At 55.2% G+C, this 24,310-nt stretch carries 21 protein-coding genes and 1 tRNA gene; 14 read left to right on the forward strand and 8 right to left on the reverse strand.

All coding sequences use genetic code 11. The features are described 5' to 3' along the window. Positions 1 to 13 precede the first annotated feature (13 nt). The 6 genes from soxY to NQT62_RS05110 all read left to right on the forward strand — a co-directional run bounded on the left by soxY (position 14) and on the right by NQT62_RS05110 (position 4,637). Positions 14 to 490 carry a thiosulfate oxidation carrier protein SoxY gene (gene soxY / locus NQT62_RS05085; protein ID WP_256763579.1) on the forward strand — a complete coding sequence of 159 codons (477 nt, stop codon included), beginning with the start codon at positions 14 to 16 and terminating at the stop codon, positions 488 to 490. Positions 491 to 544: 54 nt separating this feature from the next. Continuing rightward, the gene (soxZ, locus tag NQT62_RS05090; RefSeq protein WP_256763580.1) at positions 545 to 856 is read left to right on the forward strand and encodes a thiosulfate oxidation carrier complex protein SoxZ; all 312 of its coding nucleotides are present in this window, start codon (positions 545 to 547) and stop codon (positions 854 to 856) included. Positions 857 to 883: 27 nt separating this feature from the next. Further along, positions 884 to 1,735 carry a sulfur oxidation c-type cytochrome SoxA gene (gene soxA / locus NQT62_RS05095; RefSeq protein ID WP_256763582.1) on the forward strand — a complete coding sequence of 284 codons (852 nt, stop codon included), beginning with the start codon at positions 884 to 886 and terminating at the stop codon, positions 1,733 to 1,735. A 15-nt stretch (positions 1,736 to 1,750) separates the two neighbouring features. Next, the gene (gene soxX / locus NQT62_RS05100; protein WP_370569150.1) at positions 1,751 to 2,377 is read left to right on the forward strand and encodes a sulfur oxidation c-type cytochrome SoxX; all 627 of its coding nucleotides are present in this window, start codon (positions 1,751 to 1,753) and stop codon (positions 2,375 to 2,377) included. A 70-nt stretch (positions 2,378 to 2,447) separates the two neighbouring features. Next, positions 2,448 to 4,169, forward strand: a complete 1,722-nt coding sequence (gene soxB, locus NQT62_RS05105) for a thiosulfohydrolase SoxB (protein ID WP_502361302.1) — start codon at positions 2,448 to 2,450, stop codon at positions 4,167 to 4,169. Next, positions 4,170 to 4,637 carry a thioredoxin fold domain-containing protein gene (locus tag NQT62_RS05110; RefSeq protein WP_256763585.1) on the forward strand — a complete coding sequence of 156 codons (468 nt, stop codon included), beginning with the start codon at positions 4,170 to 4,172 and terminating at the stop codon, positions 4,635 to 4,637. Positions 4,638 to 4,652: 15 nt separating this feature from the next. Here the strand turns inward: NQT62_RS05110 and NQT62_RS05115 are convergent, their stop codons facing one another. Next, positions 4,653 to 6,035: a tetratricopeptide repeat protein gene (locus NQT62_RS05115; protein WP_256763586.1), complete on the reverse strand. Its 1,383-nt coding sequence runs from the start codon at positions 6,033 to 6,035 to the stop codon at positions 4,653 to 4,655. Positions 6,036 to 6,293: 258 nt separating this feature from the next. Here NQT62_RS05115 and NQT62_RS05120 point away from each other — a divergent pair, with 258 nt between their 5' ends. The 3 genes from NQT62_RS05120 (at position 6,294) to NQT62_RS05130 (ending at position 11,272) form a co-directional block, all read left to right on the forward strand. Then, the gene (locus NQT62_RS05120) at positions 6,294 to 7,331 is read left to right on the forward strand and encodes a hypothetical protein (protein ID WP_256763587.1); all 1,038 of its coding nucleotides are present in this window, start codon (positions 6,294 to 6,296) and stop codon (positions 7,329 to 7,331) included. Positions 7,332 to 7,414: 83 nt separating this feature from the next. After that, positions 7,415 to 8,458: a putative solute-binding protein gene (locus tag NQT62_RS05125; protein WP_256763588.1), complete on the forward strand. Its 1,044-nt coding sequence runs from the start codon at positions 7,415 to 7,417 to the stop codon at positions 8,456 to 8,458. A gap of 144 nt (positions 8,459 to 8,602) precedes the next feature. Further along, complete coding sequence (locus tag NQT62_RS05130; RefSeq protein ID WP_256763589.1) at positions 8,603 to 11,272, forward strand: TRAP transporter large permease subunit; 2,670 nt, start codon at positions 8,603 to 8,605, stop codon at positions 11,270 to 11,272. A 113-nt stretch (positions 11,273 to 11,385) separates the two neighbouring features. Here NQT62_RS05130 and NQT62_RS05135 read toward each other — a convergent pair whose 3' ends face one another. Both NQT62_RS05135 and NQT62_RS05140 read right to left on the reverse strand, forming a co-directional pair. Then, complete coding sequence (locus NQT62_RS05135) at positions 11,386 to 12,651, reverse strand: putative Na+/H+ antiporter (RefSeq protein WP_256763590.1); 1,266 nt, start codon at positions 12,649 to 12,651, stop codon at positions 11,386 to 11,388. Between the two features lie 56 nt (positions 12,652 to 12,707). Then, a tRNA-Arg gene (locus tag NQT62_RS05140) sits at positions 12,708 to 12,782 on the reverse strand. 232 nt (positions 12,783 to 13,014) lie between these two features. On the opposite strand from NQT62_RS05140, the gene NQT62_RS05145 reads away from it, so the two are divergent. From NQT62_RS05145 to NQT62_RS05160, 4 genes are all read left to right on the forward strand, one after another. Next, positions 13,015 to 13,635, forward strand: coding sequence for an RNA polymerase sigma factor (locus tag NQT62_RS05145; RefSeq protein ID WP_256763591.1), 621 nt, complete (start codon positions 13,015 to 13,017; stop codon positions 13,633 to 13,635). 87 nt (positions 13,636 to 13,722) lie between these two features. Beyond that, positions 13,723 to 15,084: a sigma 54-interacting transcriptional regulator gene (locus NQT62_RS05150; protein ID WP_256763592.1), complete on the forward strand. Its 1,362-nt coding sequence runs from the start codon at positions 13,723 to 13,725 to the stop codon at positions 15,082 to 15,084. Positions 15,085 to 15,103: 19 nt separating this feature from the next. Then, entirely contained in the window at positions 15,104 to 15,328 is a 225-nt protein-coding gene (locus NQT62_RS05155; protein ID WP_256763593.1) for a hypothetical protein, read from the forward strand. Positions 15,329 to 15,345: 17 nt separating this feature from the next. Beyond that, positions 15,346 to 15,690, forward strand: a complete 345-nt coding sequence (locus NQT62_RS05160; protein ID WP_256763594.1) for a hypothetical protein — start codon at positions 15,346 to 15,348, stop codon at positions 15,688 to 15,690. A 40-nt stretch (positions 15,691 to 15,730) separates the two neighbouring features. Here the strand turns inward: NQT62_RS05160 and NQT62_RS05165 are convergent, their stop codons facing one another. Together NQT62_RS05165 and NQT62_RS05170 are read right to left on the reverse strand one after the other, a co-directional pair. Further along, a complete protein-coding gene (locus NQT62_RS05165) occupies positions 15,731 to 16,204 on the reverse strand; it encodes a hypothetical protein (RefSeq protein ID WP_256763595.1) in 474 nt (157 codons plus the stop codon). Further along, the gene (locus tag NQT62_RS05170) at positions 16,204 to 16,779 is read right to left on the reverse strand and encodes an RNA polymerase sigma factor (RefSeq protein ID WP_256763596.1); all 576 of its coding nucleotides are present in this window, start codon (positions 16,777 to 16,779) and stop codon (positions 16,204 to 16,206) included. The genes NQT62_RS05165 and NQT62_RS05170 overlap by 1 nt, the downstream gene beginning before the upstream one ends. A gap of 295 nt (positions 16,780 to 17,074) precedes the next feature. Between NQT62_RS05170 and NQT62_RS05175 the strand changes: the two genes are divergently transcribed. Continuing rightward, positions 17,075 to 19,036, forward strand: a complete 1,962-nt coding sequence (locus tag NQT62_RS05175) for a DNA topoisomerase IV subunit B (protein ID WP_256763597.1) — start codon at positions 17,075 to 17,077, stop codon at positions 19,034 to 19,036. 14 nt (positions 19,037 to 19,050) lie between these two features. Here NQT62_RS05175 and NQT62_RS05180 read toward each other — a convergent pair whose 3' ends face one another. Genes NQT62_RS05180 through imuA form a run of 3 tightly spaced genes read right to left on the reverse strand, consistent with a single transcriptional unit; the run spans position 19,051 to position 24,288 of the window. After that, on the reverse strand, positions 19,051 to 22,203 hold the full coding sequence (locus tag NQT62_RS05180) for an error-prone DNA polymerase (RefSeq protein ID WP_256763598.1): 3,153 nt from the start codon (positions 22,201 to 22,203) through the stop codon (positions 19,051 to 19,053). Beyond that, positions 22,200 to 23,519 carry a DNA polymerase Y subunit UmuC family protein gene (locus tag NQT62_RS05185; RefSeq protein WP_256763599.1) on the reverse strand — a complete coding sequence of 440 codons (1,320 nt, stop codon included), beginning with the start codon at positions 23,517 to 23,519 and terminating at the stop codon, positions 22,200 to 22,202. Before NQT62_RS05185 ends, NQT62_RS05180 begins: the two co-directional genes overlap by 4 nt. Beyond that, positions 23,470 to 24,288, reverse strand: coding sequence for a translesion DNA synthesis-associated protein ImuA (gene imuA, locus NQT62_RS05190; protein WP_256763600.1), 819 nt, complete (start codon positions 24,286 to 24,288; stop codon positions 23,470 to 23,472). Before imuA ends, NQT62_RS05185 begins: the two co-directional genes overlap by 50 nt. Between the last annotated feature and the right edge of the window lie 22 nt (positions 24,289 to 24,310).

Genomic DNA, 24,310 nt, shown 5'->3' on the forward strand with positions numbered 1-24,310 from the left:
GAGGACGAAGTCCATGAATGAAAACAGACGTGCCTTGCTGAAGGCGTCATCCGGATTCACCGTGCTGGGGTTGGCCGTGGCCGCTGGTTTGATTAAACCAAGCGACGTGTTGGCCTCAACTGCCGGCTACAACGACAAGGCATTCACTGCCAAAACCCTGGACGATTTGTGGAAAGCCATGGGCACCAAAGCCCCCAAGGAAAGCAATGCGGTCACCGTGATTGCGCCCGACATTGCGGAAAACGGCGCGGTGGTGCCGGTGGGTGTGTCCAGCACATTGCCCAACACCACAGAAGTGGCTTTGCTGGTGGCCAACAATCCATCGGTGCTGTCAGCCAGTTTTGTATTGCCCGCTGGTACGGATGCCAAAGTGAATACCCGCGTCAAAATGGGCCGCTCCAGCGATGTGTACGCCCTGGTGAAAGCCGATGGACAGTATTACTTTGCCAAGAAAGAAGTCAAAGTCACCTTGGGTGGTTGTGGCGGCTGATGCAGCACACATCGTCGAGCAATTCACACAACAAACAAGCCGGAGAATTCGAAAATGGCAGATCCAATGAAAATTCGCGCCAAAGCCAATGGCGCTGATGTGGAAGTGAAAGTGTTGATGTCCCATGAAATGGAAACCGGTCAGCGCAAAGCCGCCGATGGTAGTTTGGTGCCTGCGTGGTACATTCAGACGGTTACCGCCAAGTGCAACGACAAAGTGGTGCTTCAGGCCAACTGGGGTCCATCGGTTTCCAAGAATCCATTCCTCTCGTTCCAGTTCAAGGGCGGCAATGTGGGCGATACGGTTGAAGTTAGCTGGGTCGACAACAAAGGCGAAACACGGACCGACAAGGCCAAGATTGCCTAATCCAATCACAACCAGAAGGAGTCGGGGATGACACACACATCACACCGCAAATTGTCGGTCAAGGCAGGCTCATGGCTTGCGCTCGCAGTGGGTTGCACCATCGGTTACCTGGTGGGTAGCCCAGTGGCCATGGCACAAAAAACCACCGAGCAGGGCATTCAGGAATATCGGGACATGTTGGCCGATGGCAACCCGGCCGAGTTGGTTGAACTGCGCGGCGAAGACTTGTGGAAAACACCGAAAGGCCCGAAAAAGGTTTCCCTGGAACAGTGCGATTTGGGCATGGGCCCCGGCAAGCTGGAAGGCGCTGTGGCCAAGTTACCCAAGTTTTTCGCCGATGCGGGGAAGGTGCTGGATGTGGAATCCCGTCTGGTGTATTGCATGGTGAATTTGCAAGGCCGGGATGAGGCGGAGGTGATTAAAAAACCCTTCTCTGGCACGGCGGAAAAACCCACCGAAATGGAATCGCTGGTTGCCTATGTATATGCCCAGTCCCGCGGGGCAACGATTGATGTTCCGCAATCGCACCCGGAAGAGCGCGCGGCCCGTGCACGCGGCGAGAAATTGTTTTATTACCGGGGTGGCCCTTACGATTTTTCATGTGCCAGTTGCCATGGGTCTGACGACAAGCGCATTCGGTTGCAAGGTCTACCCAACCTGACCAAGTCGGGCCCCGCACAAGCCGCTTTTGCCGCATGGCCAGCTTACCGGGTTTCCCAAGGGGCGGTTCGCAGCATGCAGTGGCGCATGTATGACTGTTTCCGCCAGCAGCGCTTTCCTGAACTGAAGTTTGGTTCGCAGGCGTCCATCGACCTCATCACCTTCCTGGGCGTGAATGCCAAAGGCGGTACGATGCAGGCCACTTCGCTGAAGCGTTGAAGGAGCACACACATGATGCGTAAAACTGTTTACATCGCTTTGGGTACAGTGGGTCTCACGGTTGCGGGCTGTGCAATTCTGCAAGATTCACCCAGGGTGAGTGATGGGCAAATTCGTCAGGAACTGTTGAGCAGCTTTCAGGACAAGGGCCAGGCCAAACTGGAGCGCGTGCAGCAGACTGCCTTGCAGGAGGCATGTTCGGTCGCCGACTCTGGCAAACCACTGCCTGAATCGACACGTGCAGCCATCGAAAAAGCAGCGCTGAGTTCCGTGAAGTTTCCTGCAGATGGCCAGTATTTGGGCGACTGGAAAAGCGGCGAGAAAATTGCACAAACTGGTACGGGTTTTCAGTTTTCCGACAAAGCCGGTGACCCGGCTGGCGGCAACTGTTACGCCTGCCACCAACTGGCCCCCCAGGAATTGGCTTACGGCAATATCGGCCCCTCGCTCTACAACTACGCCAAATTGCGTGGCAACAGCGAAGAGACCATGAAGTACACTTGGGCGAAAATCTGGAACTCCCATGCGTACAACGCCTGTTCGGTGATGCCCCGGTTTGGCGATGCAGGCATTTTGACCGAAGCGCAAATCAAGGACGTGATGGCCCTGTTGATGTCGCCCGACTCACCGGTCAACAAGTAAGCGTTCACTGCTCGGGGGCGACAGTGTCGCCTCCGATGTCATTTACTCCACTGGACACATTCTCATGCAAATGAATCGACGTGAATTCATGGGTATGCTGGCTGCTGCCTCGGCTGCTGGCATGGTGCTCAACAGTCCAGATGCGTTGGCGGCCGGCAAAGGCACTGCACTGTACGACATCAAACCGTTTGGCAATGCCAGCCTGTTGCATTTCACCGATTGCCATGCCCAGCTCACACCGATTTATTTTCGCGAACCCAGTGTCAATCTCGGGGTGGCCAGCGCGCTTGGAAAGGCGCCTCACCTGGTGGGCGAGCAGTTGCTCAAGGCGTTCAACATATCCCGAGGCACCCCGCAGGCCCATGCTTTCACCCACCTGAATTTTGAGGCAGCCGCGCAAAAGTACGGCAAAGTGGGTGGCTTTGCGCACCTGGCCACGTTGGTTCAGCAGATGAAAGCCCAACGCCCCGGGGCAGTTTTGCTCGATGGCGGAGACACCTGGCAGGGCTCAGCCACCAGTCTTTGGACCAATGCCCAAGACATGGTCGATGCCAGCAAGTTGCTGGGTGTGGATGTCATGACCCTTCACTGGGAATGCACCTACGGGCAAGCCCGTGTCCTGGAAATTGCGCAGAATGATTTCAAAGGTCAAATTGACATCATTGCCCAAAATATCAAAACCGTCGATTTTGGCGATGCAGTGTTTCCCAGCCATGTGATGAAGGTCATCAACGGTGTTCGGGTTGCCATCATTGGCCAGGCATTCCCTTACACACCGATTGCCAACCCACGGTATATGGTGGCTGATTGGTCATTTGGTATTCAGGAAGAGACCATGCAATCCGTGGTGGAAGAGGTCAAAACCAAAGGCGCCCAAGTGGTGGTGGTGTTGTCCCACAATGGCATGGATGTGGACCTGAAAATGGCCAGCCGCGTTCGCGGCATCGACTTTATTCTGGGTGGGCATACGCACGACGGTGTGCCAAAACCCATCGCCGTGAAAAACCCTGGTGGGGTGACCCATGTCACCAACGCGGGCAGCAACAGCAAGTTTCTCGGTGTGTTGGACATGGATGTTCGGGGCGGTCGATTGCAAGATTTCCGTTATCGATTGCTTCCCGTATTTTCCAACTTGTTACCCGCCGACCCAGCCATGCAAGCACTGATCGATCGTGTTCGTGCACCGTTTGCCGCCAGGCTGGCCGAACCACTGGCAGTCACCGAAGGGCTGTTGTACCGGCGCGGCAATTTCAATGGCAGTTGGGACCAGTTGATTGTCGATGCCTTGATGGAAGTGAAGGGCGCCGAGATTGCATTTTCGCCAGGCTTCCGTTGGGGGACCACCTTGCTGCCCGGGCAGACCATCACCCGCGAACATGTGATGGATCAAACTGCCATCACTTATCCTTACACCACATTGACCGACATGCCCGGCAGCATGATCAAGACCATTCTGGAGGACGTGTGCGACAACCTGTTCAACCCGGACCCGTATTATCAGCAGGGTGGTGACATGGTTCGCGTGGGCGGGCTCACCTACACGTGCAGGCCCAATGAAGGAATGGGCAGGCGCATTGACAACCTGCGTTTGAACGGCAAACCGTTGGATGCCGACAAACTCTACAAAGTCGCCGGTTGGGCGCCAGTGGCCGAGGCGGCAAAAAATGCGCCAGGTGCACCCATTTGGGATGTGGTGGAAGGCTACTTGAAAGCCCACAAAACCATTGCGAAAAAATTCCCTTATCTGCCCGAGCTCGCTGGCATGCAAGGCAATCCCGGCTTGGTGCTGTAGATGATGATCAGGTGTCTGCTGCTGTTGTGGTGTGCAGCACTGTCTGGGGGCTCGTATGGCCAGGACCAGCACCTGCCGTTTCCGGTGGACCTGTCTCAGGCTCACGCGCTGAGCCTTCAACAACCAGGCGCGGTGGTCATTCTGTTTTCCATTCCAGATTGCACGTATTGCGAGCAGGTGCGGGCGCAGTCTTTGCGTCACCTGGAAAAAGACCCTGCTTATCGAGGGCACGTGCGTGTATTTGAATTGGACTTTACCGACGATCGCCGTCGGGTGGTCTGGTTTGACGGTCAACAACGAACCGGTAAAGCAGTTGCTCAGCGCCTGGATGTGAAGTTCTCGCCCACAGTTTGGGTGTTTACACCCACGGGGGGTACACCTGCCAAACCGTTGCAAGGGGCTGGATTGCCCGATTTTTACAACCAGTATCTGGACGAACTCATTCAGCAGGTGTTCAGGTCGCAGTAGCCCGGTGTTCGTGCTTTAACTGTCCTCAAAATCCTGTTTGAAGGCTTCAATGGCCACGCGAATACGGTCTAGCATGCCTTTGCTGGGCTTCCTCTTGGAAATCAGTCGGGCTAGTTCGTAGCCTTTCCCCGGGATATTCACTGAAAAACACATTTCCAGCAGACTGGTTAGTGTTTCAGGTTCCATGCTGTCCAGGTCGTCCGTGTGTTCCTCAAAGAATGCATGCAATCGTTCTTTGGCACGGCCGCCCCGGTCATCTGAAATATCGCGCTGAATGTTCAGGATGGCCCGTGCGATCTCCAGTGCACTGGAACTCACGGTGCTGCGCAGTTTGGCAGTCAGCTTTTCCGCCTCATCCACTCGGCCTTCAGCCACATAAATTTTCGACAGTTGCAAGTAGTCGCCCAACTGCGACAGGGACGTGTTTCTGGAACGATCAATAACCTTGTTCAGGTAATTCTTGGATCGGGTGTTGTCTCCCACCCGCACAGACAAATCCGCCAGTTTTCGCAACCGCGTGGTGGAGGCCAGGGCCTTGGCACCCATTTTTTCGAGAATATCCAACGCATCGGCTGGGCGGTTTTGTTCCCACAACACATCGGCAAACAAATCACTCGCAGCCAGGTATTCGGGGTTGTGTTTCACGATACCCGACAGCAATTGACCAGCCTCATCATAGCGTTTGCGTTCCACTTTCAATTTGGCCAGCAATAGCTTCATCCAGGGGCGTGGCTCTTGCTCCAGGTCTTCTTTCAGGGCGGCCTCGGCTTTGTCCAGTTGCCCCGATCTGAAATACGACTCGATTCGCACCCTTTCCAGTTCGAGGCTGTACTGGGGGTATTCCACCAGCATCTCCAGGCACAGGGCCGGCAATTCCTCAAACCGACCCTCAAAATGGGCCGAATAAATCTTGGACAGGCGAAGTTTTTTATTAAAAATGCGAACCACCCGATCAGACAGTGTCGAGGCGGTGAATGGTTTGATCAAGTAATCATCGGGTTCAAATTCGGCCACTGCCACGACATTCGCGTAGCTGCGCTCACCCGTCACCATCATAAAAGCCACGTGTGGGTCCAGTTTCCGGTTAACCCGCAAGTCTTCCAGCAATTGTTGTCCGTTGCGTTCGCCTTCCAGTTGGTATTCACACACAATGAGCGAGTAATCCCGGCTCAGCAGTTGTTGCTCCACTTCGGATACGCTGCTGGCAAACACCACCGATCGGGCACCCAACTGAGACAGTTGGTCCTGCAAGGCCCGGCGTGTTGCCAAGGCTGAGTCCACCACCAATGCATTTTTGCCCTTCAATGGCGTCATGTCCTGCACCGCCTGGTGGACGGCAGGATTGAGCGCAGAAGGGGGGGTGTGCGCACGTTCCGCAGCATTCAATGTGGGTGTCATGGGCATCTTCTGAAAAAAACCAACACCTGATTGTCCCAACTTCGAGGGGAAAGTTACCGCTGGAACTGGGGGGCTTTTTGCATCCATTTTTCGAATCACCGTTCGGATACTGCGGCAAATACGGCTTTTAGAGCGCGACTTCCCTTTGTGTGCCCGGTGATTCATGGTTTAATAACAAAAAATAACTTTGTTACTCGCCGGTCAAATCCAATTGACCGCTTGCAAGGTAAAAAGAAAAACACTGACGGAGACATCTGAATGATCAAAGCGGGCGTACTACGCATAGCCGCCATTTCTGGCTTTCTTGCACTCACGGCATTCGTTTCAGGGTGCGCCAAGGTAGAAGGGGCTGCCACCAACCTGGCCATTAATCTGGTTGAACGCCGCGTTCTTCCTCCCCAGCTTGAAATTGCCGATGTTGACATGGGTTGTAATTTCGCCCAATCCAACTTCCCCCTCCTGAATTCAGCCTTGCGCGCCTTCCACGGTGACCCTTCACTGATCGAGTCCTTGCTGTATGTGTCAGCTGCCGCCTGTTCAGAAGCCCGGGCTGTGGAAGAAGAGCTGCGCTACCTTCGTGCATCCAAAGAAAACCGCATTCCTGAAGCGCAAGACGCGCGAATTGCCCAAAAGCGCTTGTTGGAACTGACGGCCCGCCGCCAACTGGCCAGCTTCGAGGTCATGCGCACCAAACTGGAAGACAAGTACCGGTTCTCGTACGGCGACAAGTGCCCCGAATTCGAGCGCGATTTTGATGAGCTGGTTTACCTCTTGGGTACCGTGGCTGGCTTGCAAGCCGTGGTGAATGATATTGCGTCGCAGCAAATGGTGGGCGTGCCCACCGACATCGCACCCAAAGCGGAACGTGCACTGGCCTGTTTGCAAAACGGCAAGTGGTGGGGTGCTCCCAATGCGGCCCGTGCGGTGGTGTGGAGCATTCTTCCCGGTGCCTCTGAAGGCAAGGACATCTGGGGAACCTTCCGCCTGTCCATGACCATCGGTGAGCGCCACGGCGTTCGTTTGGCCCACGTGATGTATGGTTTGTCTGCACTGGCTGTGGGCGACACGGCTCGCTTCCGCGACGCCACCAAGCGATTTGCCAACGTCAAAGACTTCAAGCCCAGCAAACAATACCGGTTGGTTGAGGCTTTGGCGTCCACCACGATGCTGAACCTGTCAGACCGTTACTGGACCGAGAATACGGGAACCCGCACGCCAGTGGGTGCCATGGGTAAATACTGGGACGAAGAAGCCGCGATGCCTGAAGGCATGAACGTGGACGATCTATTGAAATAATGCTGCGGATGTTGCACTGGGCGGTTCAACCTCGAGTTGCCCGCCTGTCCCGTGAGCGTCAACTACCTGAAGGGAGATATTCCATGACAATTAAACTGAAAGCAGTGGCCGCCGGTTTGGGCCTCGCCATGATGGCAGCAGCAACGCCAGCCCTGGCAGCCAAAAACAAAGTGTGCGTGTTCGACATTTTGGGTGCTGGTGGTGATGTGTTCAACATGACCAAAGACTATGCCTTGACTGCCAAGGGCTTTGGTGCCGAGTTGGAACTGGAGCCATTCACCGACGAGAAAATTGCGTCCGAAAACTTCAAGACTGGCCAGTGCGACATGCTCGTGGCCACATCATTCCGCACACGCGCTTACAACTCGGTGGCCGGTTCCATCGACGCCCTGGGTGCCGCTTCTGTGGTGAAAGACGGCAAGGTGGACATGGACCTGAGCTACGAAGTGGTCAAGCGCACCATTCAGCTGTTTGCCTCCGAGAAAGCCGATGCACTGATGACCTCTGGCAACTACCAAGTCGCCGGCATCATCCCGTTCGGTGCTGCTTACCTGTACACCCGCGACCGCTCCATCAACTCGGTGGAAAAGCTGGCTGGCAAGAAAATCGCCTCTTTTGACTACGATTCAGCTCAGAAGCAGATGATTTCCAAAGTGGGTGCATCCCCAGTGTCTGCCGACATTTCCAACTTCGGTGCCAAGTTCAACAACGGGTCTGTGGACATCATTGCCGCGCCCGCTGCTGCCTACAAGCCACTGGAACTCTACAAAGGCGTGGGCACCAAGGGTGCAATTGCACGCTTCCCCGTGGCTGTGTTGACTTACCAGATCGTGGTCAACAAAACCAAGTTCCCCGATGGTTTTGCCACCAAGTCGCGTGACTACTGGGCCAAGCGTTTTGGTGACGGTTTGAAGATCGTTCACAACGCCGAGAAAGCCATTCCAGCCGCAGCTTGGATGGAAATTGCGCCAGCAGATTCCGTGAAATACACCGTGTTGTTGCGTGAGTCCCGCGTGGACCTGGCCAAGAGCGGTGCCTATGATCCCAAAACCTTGAACATCATGAAAAGCATTCGTTGCGGTGTAAACCGTGCAGACTCCGAATGCGCGACCAAGAACGAGCTGTAATGCCATGTGTCACCGGTGCGGCAGACCTGCACCGGGTTATTTGACCTAAAAAAGCGGGGGTTGTGCATGCCCCCGTTTTTACAGTTGCTAAACACCTATTGTTTTGTTCGTTGGCCCAAGGGCTGGCACTGATAAGGACTCGTCATGCAGACTTCCGCAGGCAAAAAGTGGATTGGCCGTTCCCCACAGGAATGGTTATCCAGCTTACCCATCTTCTCGTTGCTGTTGTTGACCCTGATCATCGGTACCGGTGAGATGGTTCACGGCCAGTTGTTGCGGCTGGGCGAGCGCATGTTTGGTGATTCGGAAAAACAGGTTCAATACTTCCTGCTGCGTGCCGATCCGGAAAAGCCCACCTGCGATCCCAATCCAGACATCGATACCCTGGTGGCCAAAGAAGTTGAAAAGGCGAAAAATGCACCGGCCTCCGATCTGGATTCCCTGTTTGGTCCCCAGGAAGTAAACCCAGATGAAATCCGCCAGTCCCTGGAAGCAGCCCGTTCCTTGTGTCAGGAACGCTATGCGGTGTACGAGAAAGTCAGCAAAGCCATCACCCCCGAACTCAAAGCGTTTCGAAGTCTGGAGACCGGTTTCTTCGGCATCTTTAAATTTGGTACTGAAAACCGGCCGTTGATTCTACTGGTGATGGTGGCCATTGCCGCCGTGACCACGACCATGGGGTATCACCACATCAATTTGAGGCCGCCCCGCACCCGGAAAGATTTCCAGGTGTATTCGGTCGCCATGTTGATTGCCAACCTCATCATGTTTGTGTCCACCAGCTATTACCTCAAGCTGCAGATGGACTCTGGTGTACCGGTGGAGCACCCGGCGATTAGCTGGATCTCGATTATTTTGTTTGCAGGCCTGTCGCTAATCAGCCTGCGCGACGTGTTGAAAATGCCGGCCCATGCCGAGCCCGGTGGCTCATACGGCTTGGGTGTCCTGAGTATTCCGCTGTATGCCTTCATGGCCATCAATGCGGGCTTCAACTTCTTCATGGACGACTATGTTGCTGGCTTGGCCATTTATTTTGGTCAAATCACCGAACTGGCCTCCATCTTCCTGAACCTGGCGTTGTACCTGTGGGCAGGTATGCTGTTGAAGCAAACCCGCGTGGTGCAGTTGTTCATGGACATTCTGCGCCCATGGAAACTGCCGCCCGAAGTGTTTACCTGGATTGTGCTGTTGGCCGCTGCGGTGCCCACGGCCTACACCGGGGCTTCGGGTGTATTTGTGATTGCTGCCGGTGCCATCGTGTACCGGGAAGTGTTGGGCGTGGGTGCCCGCCGCCAGTTTGCGCTGGCCGCTGCAGCCATGTCCGGTTCACTGGGTGTGGTACTTCGCCCCTGCTTGCTGATTGTGGTGATTGCCGCCTTGAACAAGGAAGTCACCACCAGTGAGTTGTACGGCTGGGGTCTGTTCGTGTTCATCATGACATCCACCCTGTTTGTCATCATCGCTTTGCTGAAGTCGGAAGGCCGTGCCATTGAACGGGCCAAAGCCAAAGACGCCTTGCCGCAGTCATTGCGGGCCTTGGTGCCGGTGTCACCCTACATCGTCATCATGCTGCTGGTGGTGTTTGGCTATGAATACCTGCTGGACACCAAGCTGGACGAATTCACTGCACCGGTGATGTTGCCCGTGATCATGCTGTTCGTGATCATTTTCGACAAACTGCGCGGTGGCCCCACCAAGGTGGGTGGCGACACACCGTCCGAGAAAAAGCAGAACCAAGGCTTGGAATTTGCGGTGCGAGCAGCCACCACCGAGACCATCGGTCACATCGGCGCGCTGATCATGCTGATGGCCTTGTCGGTCAGTGTGGGTGGCATGATCGAACGCTCCGGCATCATGAGCCTGGTGCCGGCCGACATGGGCAGTGTGTGGATTGCACTCACCTTGCTCATGCTGTTGATGATTTTCATCGGCATGGTGATGGACCCGTTCGGTGCGGTGATTCTGGTGTCAGCCACAGTCGCCCCAGTGGCGTATTCCAACGGCATTCACCCCGTGCACTTCTGGATGATTGTGGTCACCGCGTTTGAATTGGGTTACCTGTCACCACCTGTGGCGCTGAACCAGCTGCTTGCTCGGCAAGTGGTGGGCGAGGCGGAAATGGACAAGGCCGACGCAGAAAGCAAACACCGTCCGTTCTATTACAAGTACGAGCGCTGGCTGCTGCCTGTTTACACCATGATGACCGGCTTGTTGATTGTGGTGTACGGTGGTCAGTTGATGATCAACAATGCCGAGGCATTGAAGCCGGTCAGCCACTTCCTCGGTCTGGACCAGCTTCGCCCGAAAGAACTGGGCAGTGAAGTACCAGCCGCACCAGCTGCACCGGCGGCAGCACCTGCTGCTGAGGCACCAGCATTGCCTGCCGATGCTGCACCGGTCGTAACAGCGGCGGAACCTGCTGCCCCAGCGCCTGAACCCGTGCCAGCCGGCCCCGATTTGGGGGCCTTGAAGGCGGAGGTGAATGAAACTGTGAGCAATTGGGCTGCGGCCTGGAGTGCGCGTGACGTCAATGGCTACCTTAGTTTCTACTCACCTAAATTTGAGATTCCGGGTGCTTTGTCCCGCGATCAGTGGGAAAAACAGCGTCGCCAGCGGATCGCCAGCAAAAAGTCCATTGAAGTGTCATTGGCCAACCTCAAAATCGATGTCACGGCCGATGGCAATTCAGCCACGGCGGTGGCCACCTTTGAACAAGATTACCGTTCGGACAATTTCAAGGAAGTGACTCAAAAAACCTTGCGCTTGAGCAAAGAAGATGGGCACTGGAGAATCACCGCTGAACAAGCCAATTGAGAGATTGCATGCATCACCGGCATGCAAGAAGCGTTGTACCCGGCGTCGCTGAATTGGGCGCCCAAACCAGCAGTCTGTAATCGAGTTTGAACCCCGCCTCTGGCGGGGTTTTTTTATAGCAGCATGAAAGCGCTGCCAGCAATCACTGTTGGCGGCAAAGCCGCCAGGAGCAGCTTTATCGGGTTAACCGTCCCATCAGTGAAGCGGTCTTTCAAAATGGACAGGCCAGCGGGATTGGGCGCATTGGCAATCACCGTTAAACCACCCCCTGTCACCGCCCCAGCCACAATCGCATAACGGAACTCAGCGCTGGTGCCTTCAACCAAAGAGGCCAAATAGGTCAACGCCGCATTGTCGGTAATCGCCGTCAAACCGGTGGCCAGGAAAAATAGCGCACCTGAACCGACGCCCAGCAGGGTGTCTTGTAACCACCACTGTTGCAGTCCACCCAACACCACCAATCCAGCCAGGAAAAAAGCCACCAACAACGCCTCTTTGAGGATGAGTGGCGATTGATGCTGCTTGTAGGCCTCTGTGTAGCCAATGAAAAACAGCAACAAACCCATGAACACAGGTGGATGATGCGCGAACACGATAACACCCACCAAAAAGGTGACGTGTATCGCACTCACCAATCGTGGAACTGGCACCTCTGCATTTTTTGGCATTTTCAGGTCTCTGAGTTCATGCCGTACCCACAGTGCCAGCACACTGGCATTTACAAACACCGCCAGAGCTGCCTTCCACCCAAATTGGGTCAGCATGAAGGTCGAGCTCCAGTTCCAGCTTGCGGCCACCATCAGGACCGGTGGTGCTGCAAAATTGGTCAATGTTCCGCCAATTGAAATATTGACAAACAACACACCCAAGGTGGCGTAACGAAAGCGACTGCTGACCGACGCAGTAAAGAATCGGTCTCGCAACAGCAAGGCTGCCAGGGTCATGGCTGCAGGTTCGGTGATGAACGAGCCCAACAGTGGCAAAATCCCCAGGCACAACCAATACATGGCAATGCCCTGGTTCACTGGCATGAATCGGGTGGCTGTTTCAAGTAGATATTGCACACTCAGCAAAATAGGTCTGCTGGCGGCCACCACCATGATGGCAAACACAAACAGTGGTTCCGTAAAATTGCGACTTTCCAGATAAGCCACGGCCTGCTGCTCGCCCAGCAAGGCATACAGGCTGAGCATGAGCACCAGTGCCCACACGCCGAATACCACCTCGATTTCAGCGAACCAGTGCCAAAGGCCTGAATGCGCAGAGTGACCGTGGGCCAGCTTGGCGAACAGCTTGGTGGAAAATGTGTGAAGAACAGCCAAGCCAAACAGCACGGCTGCGACCCACTCGATTGTGCTTACTGCACCGGGTACGGTCATGGAGCAATCTCAAAGGCAATAACAGAGATGACCCACATCGACGCTTGAAAGTTCCGTGGTGCCCCGGACAGGAATCGAACCTGTATTTGACCCTTAGGAGGGGCCTGTATTATCCATTATACGACCGGGACCACCTGACCAGCGCCGTATTCTACACCACCAGCCAACGGGAGCGTTCCGGGTTTGCCTGTGGCGTCTGATTTGGTTTTTTCGACGTTGATTGCGCGGGCTGTATACAAAAATTCAAACGCAGCGTTCGAGTTAACCCAATTAAATATCAATATATCAATAGGTTGCATACATGGGGTTGTTGGCACAACACCTGCACCGTGAGAAGGAAATACATTCTCAAAAGGTCGGCCCATGATGATGAATACCCTGCAAGATGTTCACTGCCTTCAAGACAGCCTGTTGGCCCATGCGCTGGTTCAGGATGCACCACTGGCCCCGGAGCAGTTGCGCACCCTGGAAATACTCCTGACCAGTCAGCGTAGCCGTTTGACCCATTTCATTCGAAAGCATTTGCGCAAAGACGACTGGGTGGATGATGTGTTGCAGCAAACACACTTGGCGGCATTCCGAAATTGGTCCCGCTTCCGTGGTGAGTCCAAACCGGAAACCTGGTTGTTCGGTATTGCATTGAACTTGGTCAAAAACTTCCGCTATCGCGACGACAGCCATCGATTTTGTCAAGACGATTGTGAGGACGAAATCAACAATTTGCCCTGCAACAGCGAGCTGGAACCCGAGCAGGCTGCGCTGCAGCGCGAGCGCATTGATTTGCTTCGAGGCGCCATCGAACACTTGCCTTTGAAAATGCAACGTGTGGTCCAACTGGTGTTGCTGGAGGGGCTGAGTTATCAGGATGCTGCGGTGGAATTGGATCTGCCAATTGGGACAGTCCGCTCCAGGCTGTCTCGCGCCAGGGATGCACTTCGAGAAGAGATGGAGCGCGCTGAATTGCCCCCTGAGAAAACCCACTGAACCTATGCGGGTTACCCGCACCAGTGGGTGAGGTGTCTGAAGACTGTTTTGAGGACAATTCACGTGTTGCCGCTTTCAAAGCCCGTCATGAACCGACTGACTGTGTGTGTACGATCCCCAGACCTACGAAGCCGCTTGCGCGCAGCAGCCCTGTTGATGCAAACCGAGCTGAGGGAGATACAACTGGAAGATTTGTTGAGCCGGCGGCCTTTGCCAGACCACTGGATTGCGGTGGATTCACCCGTGGATGAGCTGGTCAACCTCATCGATCGGCTGAAGGCAGAGGGCAGGGATCCCGCCACGCAGATCATCCGCTTCATCGATCAACCGTGGCAGACCTATGTGTATCACGATATACCCATTTTTGCGTCGATCGTCGTTCCAGCGGATCCATTGTCAACTGTCCAGATTTTGGAAAAGCTGGCCAAGACACAGCCGTTTTCTCTTCAACTGGGTCAGTCAGGCTCATTCACTGAGCCTGATGCGGATAACCCATTTCATGCTGATGTTGTCCGATCGCCAGGCATGAGACGGGCAGTGCAGCAACTGACTCGATTGAAAAACCTGACAGTCGACACCGTGTTGCTTGGACCGACTGGCGCAGGCAAAGACACCGCCGCGCGTTGGTTGCATCAACAATCCCGCTGCACTGGTCAATTTGTCCACGTGAATTGTGCAGCCTTGCCGGAAAATTTGTTTGAGGCGGAGTTGTTCGGTGTGAGTGCAGGGGCCTACACAGGTGCCAGCAAAGACAGGCCCGGCAAACTGGAGCTCGCCCACCAAGGTACTTTGTACCTCGACGAAATCGACAGCCTGAGCTTACCTTGTCAGGCCAAATTGCTGACAGCCCTTCAGTACCGTGGAGCAACACGATTGGGTGGCAATCATTATGTCGAGTCAGAGTGCCGGGTGATTGCATCCACGAAGGTGGACTTTCGGGCGTTGATTGATGCAGGGCGCTTTCGTGAAGACCTCTACTTTCGCTTGCATGTGTCCCAGGTGCAATTGCCTGCCTTGCGGGACCGTTTGGAAGACATTGTTCCCCTGTATTCGAATTTCCTGAATTTATTTACCCAGCGTTACCAATGCTCAGCGCCAGTGTTGACGGCAGAGTTGGCCGATCAATTGTTGAGTCATGCCTGGCCAGGCAATGTGCGTGAGCTACAAGCGTGCGCACAGCGGCACGTGATTGGATTGGATACCGGGCCGGACGGACTGCCGGCTGCGCATGAGCAGGCACCGCTCAGTTTCAAGGAGCGGGTATCTGCATTCGAACTGGCATTGATACAGCAAGCGTTGAAGCGACACCAGGGCTGTGCAAAATCAGCCAGTGCTGAACTGGGTTTACCGCTGCACGCCTTGTATTACCGTTTGCGCCGGTATGAACTGGAATTCAATCCCAGTGGTCGTTCCGATGGAACCAGTCCGTCAGAAATTGCACTCAAATAAAACCTTTGGAAAACATCTCATGAGCAATTTGCCCAGCAACCTCATTTCACTCCGTTCCCAAGCCGCAAGCACTGGTGCTGTGGGTGGTGTTGGAGTTTCAGCGGTCAATGCGAGAGTCAACACCTTCGATTCGGTCATGAGTCGCTTGGCGTCCAAACCCTTGCAGCCTCTGTCAGTCAAGGTGATCAACAGCAATGATTCTTCAGAGGTGTACCTTCGGCAGGACAGTTGTTTGCAGTATTGAAGTGGAGTAATCAGCGCATGGCTTCTAATCCCGATGTGATCGAACGTCATTTAACACTGCTTGAGCGTACTCAACCGGGTTTGGGTTGGTTCTCTCTTCTTCAGCATCAGTCGGCACCCCATGAATTCATCTGGGAACTCCGCTTGAATGAATACCACAGCCGTTGTCATCGAGAATGGCTCGATTATCGGTGGCGATTCTTCAGCCTCGCAGGTTCTGCGCTACATTTGCGTAACGTTAATCAACTGGATATTTGTTTGATGCGTACCTTTGATTCGCCAGAGCAAGCTCAACTGGCGTTCGATCATTGGGTTGATACATTGCTGGGCGAATTGGAAGTGGCCAGCACTGAACGGGCTTGATCAATTCTGACCCGCTTCATCAACAGCCCCAACGCGGGCCTTAGCCTTCTGCCAAAAATGTCAGTTTGAATGCATATGCAAAATGAACAAATTCCTGAAAGCGTTGCATCAAGTCTTCAGACGAATCTTGAAAGTGCCCGATCATCTGCAGTCTTGCGGTGGTCGGCCACTGCAGGTCAAGCACGCTGCGCAGGCAATTGTCATGATTTGAAATCGCCAAGGCACTGGCATGTGGTGTTCGATGAATCAAATCTCTCTGTAGATCCAGCGCCTTTTCAATTTGCCGATTTTGGGTTTCAAGTGATTTCGCCAAACGGCTCAAACGCGCACTGATCCTGCAAATGTTGTTGGACAGTGGGTAAAGCTCCACACAAAACTGATTCTCAAATTCAATCCGAAAGCTCTGGTTTGTTTGAACGCCAACAAGTTCACCACCGCCCATACCCAACTGTTCAAGAATCAAGGCGGTCGTATTCTGTGTTGGGTCTGGGATGCAAGCTTCAGGGGCGTTCATCAGTCCATGTATTGATCGTAAATGTTTTTCAGCTGTGCTCTGGATCTCGAAATGCGAGATCGAACGGTACCAATCGGGATGCCCAGGATGTCGGCTGTTTCCTGATAGGAGTTTCCATTTTGAACGACGAGCACCAATGTTTCTCTCAAGTCGGTTGGCAATTTGTCGATCGCGCTTTGCAGCTTGATGCTGAATTCGTTTTTCATGCAATGCGACAGTGGGTCTGCATCCTCGGCCTGCTCGTTTTCCAGTTCGTCATCGGTGGTGAAATTGAATCGAAACTGTGGGGAGCGGCGTGACATGTTTCGAATGATGTTCAAGGCAATGCCAAACAGCCATGTTGCGCGCTTGGCGTCACCGCGGAAGCTGTCCCAGCAGCAGTACGCTTCGATCAATGTTTGTTGAAAAACATCCTCGACCGCATTTTCATCACGAAAGTGTTTGACGATAAAATTCCGCAGGCGTTTGTCCTGTTTGGCAATCAGGCTCTCAAACTCCGAGCGGGTGGTTGTTCCTCGGTCGGTGTCACACTGCTGGATGGCAGCAATTTTCAAGGGAGTCAGCTTGGGGGTCACGGCAAACCTCTCAACTTGAAATGGGATGGATTGCATTGATTCCTCGGCTTGTATGATTTGATTGAGCCACAAGGGTAGCAATCTCTCAAAAATCGACACCGGGAGTTAATCATTCGAAGCGAGTCACCGGGGTGCAAGTTCTCAACGCCACTTAATTGTGTTAACCGCTCCAAGCTTTGGCGCTCCCGGGAATTCATTCATGTTCTAGGTGCTTCATCCCCGGAAATGGTTCCGGAAATCGGGAGAATCAGCCGGTTGTTGATATCATCCAAGGGTGTTTTCCATTGACCAAGCCATGAGCCAATATCAAGAATCGTCCATCCGTGTTTTGAAAGGTCTGGAGCCAGTCAAACAGCGCCCCGGCATGTACACCCGTACTGACTGTCCCTTGCATATCATTCAGGAAGTCATCGACAACGCAGCTGACGAAGCCCTGGGCGGGTTCGGCTCCCGCATCACGGTCACTGTGCATGTGGATGGCAGTGTGTCTGTTCAGGATGAAGGTCGCGGTATTCCCATCGGGTTGCACCCCGAGGAAAAAGTCCCAGTGATTGAGCTGGTGTTTACTCGCCTGCATGCGGGTGGCAAGTTCAACAAGGCAGATGGTGGTGCTTACCGGTTCTCGGGCGGTTTGCATGGTGTGGGTGTTTCAGTAACCAACGCGCTGAGTACTCGGCTGGAGGTTGCTGCCGTGCGTGACAAGCAGGTTGGCTCCATGGCATTTTCCGGCGGTGATGTGGTTGAACAGCTCAAGGTTCGCCCTCAAACATCGGGTGACCCGAAAAAAGGCACGCTGGTCCGTGTGTGGCCCGACCCAAAATACTTTGACTCGCCCGCTCTACCCATGGCTGAACTGGAGCGCCTGTTGCGCAGCAAGGCCGTGCTGCTCAAGGGGGTGGAAGTGGTGCTGGTGATTGAGAAATCGGGTGAAACCCGCAAGTGGAAATTTGACGATGGTTTGACAGGCTTTTTGCGTGAAGAATTGATGGAACGCGAGTTGGTTGCACCACTGTTCTCGGGTGACCTCACCGTTGATCTCAAGCGCGATGAGGGGTTTGCAGAGGGTGAGGGCGCTGCCTGGGCGCTGGCCTTCGTGACCGAAGGTGCACCGGTGCGTGAAAGTTACGTGAACCTGATTCCAACCCCGGCGGGCGGTACCCATGAGTCTGGCCTGCGCGAGGCTGTGTTCCAGGCTGTGAAGTTGTTTTGTGAACTGCATTCACTCCTTCCCAAAGGTATCAAGTTGATGCCCGACGACATCTTCTCCAAGGCCTGTTTTGTATTGTCGGCCAAGGTGCTCGACCCTCAATTCCAGGGGCAAATCAAGGAACGCCTGAACAGCCGCGACGCTGTGAAATTGGTATCGTCATTGGTCCGTCCGGTATTTGAACTGTGGTTGAACCAGCACGTGGAAGACGCCAAGAAAATTGCTGAACTGGCCATCAAGCAGGCTCAGGCTCGTTCACGCGCTGCTCAAAAAGTGGAAAAGAAAAAGAGTTCCTCGGTGGCGATTTTGCCGGGCAAACTCACCGATTGTGAAAGCACCGACATCACGTTGAATGAAGTGTTTTTGGTGGAAGGTGATTCAGCAGGTGGCTCTGCCAAAATGGGCCGCGACAAAGAGTTTCAGGCTGTCTTGCCCTTGCGGGGTAAGGTGTTGAATGCTTGGGAAACCGACAAAGACCGTTTGTTTGCCAACCAGGAAATTCACGATATTTCGGTGGCCATTGGGGTTGATCCGCACGCCGTGTCAGACGAACCAGACCTGTCTGGTTTGCGCTATGGGAAAATTTGTATTCTGTCAGATGCAGACGTGGATGGCTCGCACATTCAGGTGCTGTTGCTCACGCTGTTTTATCGCCATTTTCCAGCGCTCATCCGCCATCGCCATGTGTACGTGGCACGTCCGCCTTTGTTCCGGGTGGATGTGCCCGCCATGGGTAAAAAACCAGCGCGCAAGCTGTATTGCCTGGACGAAGCTGAGCTGTTCGCGGTGCAAGACAAGCTGGGCAAGGAAGGCGTGAAGGAACACAACATCAAGATCTCCCGCTTCAAGGGTTTGGGCGAGATGAATGCAGAGCAGTTGTGGGAAACCACGCTGAACCCGGACACCCGTCGATTGTTGCCCGTTACCCTGGGCGAGCTGGACACAGACCAAACCAATGCCATGATGCACATGCTGATGGGGCGCACCGAGAGTGGCGCGCGCCGCACCTGGCTGGAAGAAAAGGGTAACTTGGTGGATGTCGATATTTAATGTCGATGCCGGGACTAGCGAAAGTCCCGGGAGTGAACGGTGAGTTCGGTCAGCAGTGGCGTGTAGTCCACCAGCTTTTTGGCCAGCAGGCTCACCACTTCCCCCTGCTGTTGCCAAACACCAAACACACCCATCACGGTGGCATTGCGCAATATGTGTCGCTGCTGTTCGGCCAGGTCATTCCAAACAATCACATTCACATGTCCGGTTTCGTCTTCCAGATTTAGAAACACAGTGCCTTTGGCTGTGGCCGGGCGTTGACGGTGGGTGATCAGTCCACAGGCCCTGGCCAGTCGACCATCGGGATAGGTTTTCAAAGTGCTGATGGGCTGTATGCGGTGCTTGCTCAAATGCATCCTCAAGAATGCGATGGGGTGGTGCTCGAGGCTGGCACCCAGTGATCGATAATCCGCCAGCATGTCTTGCAAAGCCCCCGCCGGTGGCAAGGTCACGGTCGTCTCGGTTTGCCGTGTTTGTTGCAGCAAATCCCGGTGGTGGTCCAAGCCCGCGCTTTGCCAGACAGCCTGCCGTCGATGCCCGGCCAACACTTTCAGTGCATCGGCGTCTGCCAATGCTTGTAGGTCGCGGCGGTCCAATTGGGCGCGTTTGCTGAGGTCTTCAACACTGTGAAAGCGACCGGCTTGCCGGGCTTCCACAATGCGTTGTGCTGCTGCCTGTTTCAGGCCGTTGACACGGTTAAACCCCAGGCGTACCGGATACAAGCAATGGTTGTTGATCAGCCGTGAGCGGGCGTGGTCGTCACGGGTTATTGGGTGTTCCAGGTGACTGTCGACGCCACTGCATTGTACATCCACAGGCAGTACGTGCACGCCATGCCGTTGGGCATCTTGAATCAGTTGGGCGGGGGCATAAAAGCCCATGGGCTGCGCATTGAGCAGACCGCACAGAAAAGCATCCGGGTGGTTGCATTTGAGCCATGCAGAGATGTAAACCAGTTTGGCAAAACTGGCGGCATGGCTTTCCGGAAAACCGTATTCACCAAAGCCTTCCATTTGCCGAAAAATGCTTTCGGCAAATTCGCGGGTGTATCCGCGTTCCAGCATCCCGCCCACCACGCGATCGTAAAAGTGGTGCAGGCCACCACGCCGTTTCCAGGCGGCCATGCCGCGGCGAAGCTGGTCGGCTTCACCCGGTGAAAACCCAGCCGCCAGAATGGCAATTTGCATGACCTGTTCTTGAAAAATGGGTACACCCAAGGTGCGCTTCAACGCAGCTTTCAGGTCTTCTGACGGGTATTTCACGGCAGCCGGGTTTTGACGACGTTTCAGGTAGGGGTGCACCATGCCACCCTGAATAGGGCCTGGCCGCACAATGGCCACCTGGATCACCAGGTCGTAAAATTTCTCGGGCCGCAAACGCGGCAGCATCCCCATTTGGGCCCGGCTTTCCACCTGGAATACACCAATGGTGTCGGCCCGGCTCATCATGCGGTAGGTCTCGGGTTCCTCGGCAGGAATACCTTGCAACGTCTTGGGCGCCCCAGGCTTGTGCTGCAGCTCATCCAGTGTGAGCCGAATGGCGCTCAACATCCCCAAGGCCAACACATCCACTTTCATCAAGCCCATGGCATCCAAGTCGTCCTTGTCCCATTGGATGACGGTGCGCTCCGCCATGGCTGCATTTTCAACCGGGACCAATTCATCCAGATTGTCCCGGGCTATGACAAAGCCACCCGTGTGTTGCGACAAATGCCTGGGAAAGCGCAGCAGCTCTTCTGCAAAAAACAGGCAGCGACGCACCACAGGGTCCTGTGTATCCAAACCAGCCTGTTGGGCATGCTCCAGGTTCATCACCCGGTTGTATCCGCCGTCTTGCGAGGTGGCAATCTGTTCAATCAGTTCAGGCGACAGGCCCAAGGCTTTGCCGGCATCCCGAATGGCTGAACGCGGGCGGTACACCACCACACTGGCCGCCAGGGCTGCACGGTGCCTGCCATACTTGCGATAGATGTACTGGATCACTTCCTCTCGCCGACTGTGTTCAAAGTCCACATCAATATCGGGGGGCTCATTGCGCTCACGGCTGATGAAGCGTTCAAACAGCACTGCCATGTCGGCCGGGTTGACTTCGGTGATGTACAGGCAGTAACACACCACTGAATTGGCGGCGGATCCTCGCCCCTGGCACAGAATATTCTGGCTGCGAGCAAAACGAACAATGTCATGCACCGTCAGAAAGTAAGCCTCGTATTGCAGCTCAGCGATCAAGCGCAGTTCGTGGTCCAGCTGTTCCTGAACAGAGGGGGGGATGCCGTTGGGGAAGCGTTGTCCAGCCCCTTGTTTGACCAGTGCCCGGAGGTACTCTGTTGGGCTCAGGCCTTCGGGGCAAACCTCCCGAGGGTACTGGTATTTGAGCTCGTCCATGGAAAAGCTGCATTGCGCTGCCCATTGCAGGGTGTTGTCTAGCCAGTCCGTCGGGTAAAGCTGCGCCAATTGGGTACGGGTGTGCAGGCTTCGGCTGCTGTTGGGCAGCAGTTTGCTGCGCACAGCCTGCAAGCTACCATTGCAGCGGATGGCTGTCAGCAGGTCGTGCAGGGGTTTTCGGTCGGGCGCATGCATCACGGCCCGATTGCTGGCCAGCACCGGGCATTGGTATAGGCCAGCCAACGTTCGCAGTTGGGTGGTCCAGGCTGCATCAAAACCTTGCTGGGCCATGTGTGCTGCAATACCGATTCTGCCGGTGTACCGGCTGCTGCACCACGCCAGAAAAACCGGGAAACCCGCCTTATTGTGCTCTCGCGGGATTAGTAACAGCAGCAGGCCGGGCAGGGGGGTGGCCAGGTCGCGGTGGGTGATGGTGTATTGACCTTTGTCTGCACGGGTTCGGGCTCGTGTAATGAGCCTGCACAACTGCGTGTAGCCTTCGCGATTTTTGACGAGCAATGCAAAACGTTGACCGGCAAACTCGCCGCTGCTGGACAGTTCAAACTGAGCGCCCACAATCAGATGGATGTGATGCTCTCGGGCGGCTTCATGGGCACGCACAATGCCCGCCAGTGAGCATTCATCGGTCACTGCCAGGCTGCGGTAACCCAAGCGGCTGGCCTGCAGCACCAGTTCCTCTGGGTGGGATGCACCCTTCAAAAAACTGAAGTTGCTGGTGCACAGCAGCTCGGCAAACTCAGGGGGTGTTTGTTCGGTACTCACGCAAATACTCCATGCCAGTACCACTGGGGAGGATCCATCTGCAAATCCCGATAAATCCACACCATGCTCCGTTGGGGATTCATTGCACAGTAATAGTCACGTTGGCATGGGGTGTTGTCCCACCAGCCGTAATCCACCCGCTCAGGGCCCGACAGCAATTGCCAACGGCTGTTCAACGTCCAACTGGGGAGGGCGCCTTGCACGGCGCGTGCTTGTGGCAGCAACCACAGTGGGCGTGGTGTGCTGCCAGGCAATGCGGTGGGTACCTTGCGTTGGCTGGCCTGTGCGGGTGTGGGTTTGAATTGCAGACTGTGTTCGGGCCTTGGGTCTGGTGCGGTGTGTGCAAATAGCACCGCTTGCTCACCCAGGCGCGCGCGCAGCAGGTCGCAAGTGCTGTCCCAGTGGGTTTCGGTTTCCGTTGCACTGGGAAACAGGCTCAAGCTGTGGGTTTGCCAGGGTTCGGTGTGTTCACAGCGCAGCAGGACATGGCGCACATCGTCGGTGAACGGCAAGCGCTGAAGACGATGTTTCAACAGGTGCAACCAATCCTTGGCCTGGTGCATGGGGTTTGCACTGCGCAGGGGCAGTTCAATCTGCGCATGGGCTTCTTCGAAAGTCCAGTGCAGAGCCCGGGTGTGTTCTTGCCGGGCGTTCAACCAGTCTTCCAGTCGTTTGAGTAGCCGCTCTGCATGCCGAAGCAGGGCCTCGTGCTGCTGCGTGTGAAAAGGCAGTTCCTCCCGCTGTTCGAAAAACTCAGTGGGTGCATGAACCAGCAAGGCGGGCGCATCTCGGTGCTGCAAGCCAAAGCCGGAATCCAGTTCCCCTCGCAGGGTGTTGCCAAAGCGTTGGATGAAACCGTCGCGCGGCAGGTTCATCAACTGAGCCAAGGTGTGGAAGCCGCATTGTTCCCAGGTTTGCAAGGTGTGCAATGGGGCATCCAGTGCCTGGACTGGCAAGTCGTCCAGCGCGGGGCAGGTGTCCTGCTCTAGCCAATCTGCGTGCCGTTCAGCGGCTTTGTGCTTACTGATCCACCAGGCGCCTGTGGCGGTGGCATGACGCCCCAGGTAGACCGGGTATTCCAAACCATCCAGGCTTTCCCACACTGTGTTCAGCAAGCCGTTCAGACCACCAAAGAGGCGCTCGCAACTGGCCACTTCCAGCAACCAACCCCGGTTGGCCTGGTGTTGATCCTGCCGCAGGCAAATGGTTGGGGTGAAACGCGCCATCCGTTCGTACACCTCGGCCTGGCGTTGCAGCACCCAGGGTTCAGAAGAGGGTTTGTTGCGGCTTGCCTGGGGTGTGGGTGTGAATCTCACGGCGATCCAGCGCACCATAAACCTCCTGTGAGCGTGGGCCAATCGTGGCGTTTAGTTCATGTTCAAGCATCAGCCCGGGCAGGGCGCTGTGTGGTGTGGGCAGTGCAATACTCAAAGGGTGTTCCATGACTGGGCCACGCCGTTTAATGAGATGCACCCGCAGCCGGTGTGGGCTTTGTGCGGTCAGGCACAGGCGCAGTGAGGCCGGTGATGGCTGGTGTTGCGCATGTAGGGGGCGAAATACAAAACTGAGGCCTGCGCTTCGGCTGGACTGGTATTGCAAACGCCGCAACGTGGTTGGGCTGACCAACTGCCGGTCCTCGGGCAACCACACCAGAAGCGCACCAAAGGCATCGCTGCGCAACAGTTGTTCCACGGCCCACAAGCGGTCTTGGGGCTTGCTGGTTTGTACCAGCGTGAGCTGTTTCAGGTTGACGCCATATTGCTCAAACACCGGGGTGAGGGGCAGGTGTGGGGGGGCCACCATCACCAGTTTGCGTTCTTCCAGCGATAGTCGCCTTAACACCGGCATGAGGAAACGCAGCTCGCCAATACCCTGGTGTTTCAGCAACAGTTCAATCAGGTTTCGGGTTGGCCAACCGCCACCGGGCAGTTGCTGGTCGAGTTCGACAAAGCCACTGGGTATGCGGGCGGTGGTGTCGCTGCCCAGTTGGTGGGCGCGCCACAGGGCGGGGTGAATGTGTTCAGGCTGCAGGGGGGCGGCTGGCTGGCCGCCGTTTTCCAGAGGCAATTTGGGTGTGGATGACATGGAAAACCCCGTATAGGCTGTG

It is taken from the genome of Limnobacter humi (assembly GCF_024518835.1).
Lineage (GTDB): Bacteria > Pseudomonadota > Gammaproteobacteria > Burkholderiales > Burkholderiaceae_B > Limnobacter > Limnobacter humi.